The organism is Kitasatospora sp. NPDC059817 (assembly GCF_042731835.1).
In the GTDB taxonomy this organism is placed as follows: Bacteria; Actinomycetota; Actinomycetes; order Streptomycetales; family Streptomycetaceae; genus Kitasatospora.
In genome coordinates this window covers 1-4,538 of record NZ_JBHWIR010000166.1, presented here as the reverse complement: position 1 = coordinate 4,538, position 4,538 = coordinate 1, and the positions used below count along the sequence as shown (strand labels likewise).

4 protein-coding genes are annotated in these 4,538 nt (G+C 74.8%); 3 read left to right on the top strand and 1 reads right to left on the bottom strand.

Features of this window, described 5'->3' with window-relative positions; all coding sequences use genetic code 11:
• Positions 1 to 316 precede the first annotated feature (316 nt).
• The gene (locus ACFV61_RS27825; RefSeq protein ID WP_063346035.1) at positions 317 to 1,153 is read left to right on the top strand and encodes a GNAT family N-acetyltransferase; all 837 of its coding nucleotides are present in this window, start codon (positions 317 to 319) and stop codon (positions 1,151 to 1,153) included.
• The gene (locus ACFV61_RS27820; RefSeq protein ID WP_380494509.1) at positions 1,150 to 1,962 is read left to right on the top strand and encodes a lysophospholipid acyltransferase family protein; all 813 of its coding nucleotides are present in this window, start codon (positions 1,150 to 1,152) and stop codon (positions 1,960 to 1,962) included. Before ACFV61_RS27825 ends, ACFV61_RS27820 begins: the two co-directional genes overlap by 4 nt.
• A 32-nt stretch (positions 1,963 to 1,994) precedes the next feature.
• On the opposite strand, the gene ACFV61_RS27815 is transcribed toward ACFV61_RS27820, so the two are convergent.
• On the bottom strand, positions 1,995 to 3,650 hold the full coding sequence (locus ACFV61_RS27815; RefSeq protein ID WP_380494507.1) for a DHA2 family efflux MFS transporter permease subunit: 1,656 nt from the start codon (positions 3,648 to 3,650) through the stop codon (positions 1,995 to 1,997).
• Between the two features lie 181 nt (positions 3,651 to 3,831).
• On the opposite strand from ACFV61_RS27815, the gene ACFV61_RS27810 reads away from it, so the two are divergent.
• Complete coding sequence (locus ACFV61_RS27810; RefSeq protein ID WP_063346037.1) at positions 3,832 to 4,509, top strand: TetR/AcrR family transcriptional regulator C-terminal domain-containing protein; 678 nt, start codon at positions 3,832 to 3,834, stop codon at positions 4,507 to 4,509.
• Positions 4,510 to 4,538 lie beyond the last annotated feature (29 nt).

The window sequence follows — 4,538 nt, the reverse complement described above, 5'->3', positions numbered from 1 at the left end:
TGTCCCCAAAAACATCGCCCCGGACCGGGTGTGTACCTGGGTAATCCCCGGAGCGTGTGCTCGGCCCGGGCGCACAGGCGCCGGGGCTGTCCACCCCCGGCGGGCGAGCGCCCGGTGCCCGGCAGATGACCGGGAGGCGACGGGTGGTCCCATTCAGCAGTTGCACATCTGCGCTCCGCCGCGCCGCAACATGGATGCCAACCGGCTCGGAGAGATATACGGGGACCGGTTCGCGTGCAGGCCCAACGCCTGCGGGCCGGGCCGGTGCCCTGGCGATCCAGGGCGCCGCCGATCGTGCTGCCCTGGAGGGTCCGCCATGACCACCGTCCCCACGTACACTCCGACCGCAGTAGCCCCCACCCAGGACGCCCCCGCCGTCCCCGCCCCTCGCCGGCCGCAGGCCCCGGCCGCCTACACCGTCTCCCTCGCCCGCGACGCCGACGACGTGCGCGCCGCCCAGCGGCTGCGCCACCAGGTGTTCGCCGCCGAGCTCGGCGCCGTCCTGCACAGCCCGGTCGCCGGCCTGGACGTCGACCCCTTCGACGAGTACTGCGACCACCTCCTGGTCCGCGAGGGCGAGCACGGCGCCGTCGTCGGCACCTACCGGCTGCTGCGCCCCGAGGCCGCCCGGCGGGCCGGACGGCTCTACTCCGACGGCGAGTTCGAGCTCTCCGCCCTGGCGCCGGTCCGCCCGGGCCTGGTGGAACTCGGCCGCTCCTGCATCCACCCCGACCACCGGGGCAACGGCGCCGTCATCAACCTGATGTGGGGCGGCATCGCCCGGTACCTCTCCGACACCGGCAACACCTGGGTCGGCGGCTGCTGCTCGATCCCCCTGGACGACGGCGGCGCCACCGCGGCCCGGGTCTGGGACACCGTCAGCGCCAAGTACCTGGCCCCCGAGCAGTACCGGGTCACCCCGCGCCGCCGCTGGGACGCCACCGGCGTGCCGCGCGCCGAGCGCGGCGCGCTGCCCGCCCTGCTCCGCGGCTACCTGCGGCTCGGCGCCTGGGTCTGCGGCGAGCCCGCGTACGACCCGGACTTCGACTGCGTCGACCTGTACGTGCTGCTGTCCCTGGAGCGCACCGACCCGCGCTACCTGCGGCACTTCCTGTCTGGACTGCCCTCCCGGCCCCTCGGCGCCTCATCATGAGCGTCTGGCTTCCGACGGCCCCCTGCCGGCCCGAGACCTGCCTGGCCGACCCGGCGCCCGCCGTCTCGCGCCCCCGGCGGGCGCTGCGGCTGGCGGCCTGCCTGGCGGCGGTGCTGGCGGGCGTGCTGCTCAGCCTGCCCCTGCGCCTCCTCCCGTACGGGACCCGGGAGCGGCTGATCCGGCTCTGGGCGCGCGTCCTGTTGCACACCCTCGGGGTCACCGTCCACCTCGGGACGCCGGGCGGCACGCTCGGCGGCGGGACGCTCGTGGTGGCCAACCACGTGTCCTGGCTGGACATCCCGCTGATCGCGGCGGGCCGCCCGGGCCGCTCACTGGCCAAGACCGAGGTCCGCCGGTGGCCGGTGCTCGGGCCGCTGATCGCCTGGGGCGGCACCGTGTTCCTGGACCGCGACCGGCTGCGCGCGCTGCCCGACACCGTGGCGGCGGTGGCCGAGGTGCTGCGCGCCGGCCAGCCGGTGATCGTCTTCCCGGAGGGGTCCACCTGGTGCGGGCGGGAGAGCGGCCGCTTCCGGCCCGCACTGTTCCAGGCGGCGGTGGAGGCGGGCGCCTTCGTCCAGCCGGTGACGATCCGCTACCGGCTGGCGGACGGACGGCCGACCAGCGTGCCCGCCTTCATCGGCGACGACGGACTGCTCACCTCGCTCGCCCGGGTGGTCGCGGTGCGCGGGCTGGTCGCCGACGTGACGTTCCTGCCGCCGATTCCGCCGCCCGCGCCGCCGGCCACCCCGGCGGGGGCGCGCCGGGAACTGGCCCGCACGGCGCAGGCGGCGGTCGAGGGCATCCGCTGACGTGGCGTCGGCACGCGAACCGGTCAGGTCGGTCAGACCGGCCGGGCCTCGGCCAGCGGCTCCGGACCGGGGCTCGGGTCGAGGTCGGGGCCGAGGTCTGGGCCGGGGCTCGGGCCGGGGTCGGAGCCCGGGTCCGACGCGGAGTCGGGGGCCGATTCCGGGAGGCTGGTACCGCCCGGGGCAAGCGGGCGGGCCCGGCCCAGCAGGACGGCGACCAGGACGGCGGTGACGGCGAGCGCGGCCGCACCGCAGCGCGCCGCGAGGTGGAGGCCCTCGATGAAGGCGCCGTCCACCGCGTCCTGGACCGGGCCGGGCAGCACGGCGGCCGCGCCGCCACCGCCGCGCCCCGCCCCGGCGGGCGCGTCCGCGATCGGGCCGACGGCGTCCGGCGGCACGCCGAGCCGGTGCAGGGCGGCGGTCAGGCTGCCGGTCATCCGGTTGGTCAGCACGGCGCCGAGCACCGCGATCCCGAGGACGCCGCCCAGCTCGCGCAGGGTGTTGATGCTCGCCGAGGCCATCCCGGTCTGCGCCGGGGCGACCCGTTGGAGCACCGCGATCGACACCGGGGTGAAGGTCATCCCCATCCCGAGGCCCATCGCGAACAGGGTCCACAGGTACTCGACGTAGTGGGCGTGCCCGCCGTAGAGGGACAGCCCGCCGAGGCCCGCCGCGCACAGCGCGAGACCGAGCACCAGCGGCAGTCGGGGCCCGTACCGCGAGGTCAGCCCGCCGGAGAGCGGGGCTGCGACGACGATCATCGCGGTCATCGGCAGCCCGGCGTAGCCGGCGTCGGACGGGGACCAGCCGAGCGGGCCCTGCATCAGCAGCGGCAGGAAGAAGAGCGCGCCGAAGATCCCGAAGCTGACCATGAAGCCGCTGAGCAGCGCACCGCCGAGGGCGCCGTCGCGGAACAGCCGCAGCTCCAGCATCGGTTCGGCGAGCCGCAGTTCGAGCACCAGGAAGGCCGCCAGCAGCACGAGCGCCGCGGCACCGCAGAGGAGCACCCGGGTGTCCGTCCAACCGCGGGTCGGCCCCTCGATCAGCGCGTAGACCAGCAGGCCGAGGCCCGCGGCGGAGAGGACGAGGCCGCCGAGGTCGATCCGCCGGGCACGCGGGGGGATGTCCGGGAGCACGCGGGCGGCGAGCACCAGTGCGGCCACGCCGATCGGCACGTTGATCCAGAACACGCTGGCCCACCCGAGGTGCTCGACCATCGGCCCGCCGACCACAGGGCCGATCGACAGGCCCAGCGCGGAGACCCCGGACCAGAGGCCGATGGCCTTGGCGCGCTCGCGCTCGTCGGTGAAGACGTGGCGCAGCAGGGCGAGGCTGCCCGGGGTGAGCAGCGCGGCCCCGACGCCTTGCAGCATCCGGGCGCCGACCAGCAGGCCGATCGTTCCGGCGAGCGCGGCGAGCGCGGAGCCGACCGTGAACAGCGCGAGGCCGAGCCGGAACATCCGGGTGCGGCCGTACCGGTCGCCGAGCGCGCCGCCGGTCAGCACGAACCCGGCGTAGACGAGGCTGTATCCCTCGACGACCCATTGCAGGCCGCTGATCCCGGCATCCAGGTCCTGGCCGATGCGGGGCAGGGCGTTGTTGACGATGACGTTGTCCAGCATCGACATGAACATGGTGACGCAGAGCGTCAGTAGCGCGAGCCGTTTGCGCCGGGCGCTCGACTCCTGCATGGGAACCCTCCCGATTCCTAGTCCCTAACATCGTTAGGGAGTGGTGCGGCACGCACAGAGTGCCCCTAACGGTGTTAGATTGCAAGCGGGATCTCGCGCACGGGCGCTCGCCACGGACAGTCGCCGCGAGACTCGCGACCGGAGAAGACCGGATGAGACCGCTGGAGGCGTCCGCACAGCCATGCCGGAGAACGACGACACGACACCGCCGCTGACCAGGGACGCGCTGACCCAGGCCGCGCTGCGGGTACTGGAACGGGACGGCCTCGACGGGCTGTCGATGCGCAAGGTCGCCGCCGAGGTCGGCGTCAAGGCGGCCTCGCTGTACTGGCACGTCCGCAACAAGCAGGAACTGCTCGACCTGCTCACCGACGCGGTGATGGCCTCGGCCGAACCCCCGCCGCGCGAGGGCGGGTGGCGCGAGCAGTTCCACGCCTACTGCTGGCGCTACCGCCGGCTGCTGCTCGACAAGCGCGACGCCGCCAAGGTCGTCTCGGGCCGCCTCTCCCCCGGGCCCCACCTGCTCGGCCTGATGGAGGACCAGCTCGACCGGCTCCGCGCGGCCGGCTTCTCCGACGCCGACGCCGCCATGGCCACCTACCTGCTGGGCGCCTTCGTCCAGGGGTTCGTCCTCCAGGAACAGTCCCCGATCTCGGCCGCCGAAGTCCTCGGCACCAGCCGCCGGGACATCGCCGACGCCGCCGGCGACCGCTTCCGCGCCCTGCCCGCCGACACCTTCCCCAACCTCGTCGCCCTGGCCGACGACCTCACCGAACCCGACATGGACACCCGCTTCGAGTTCTGCGTGCAACGCGTCCTCGACGGGCTCGCGACCCTGCTGCCCGCCGAACAACGCTGACCCCACCACGGCGGGGGCCGGCCGGCCCG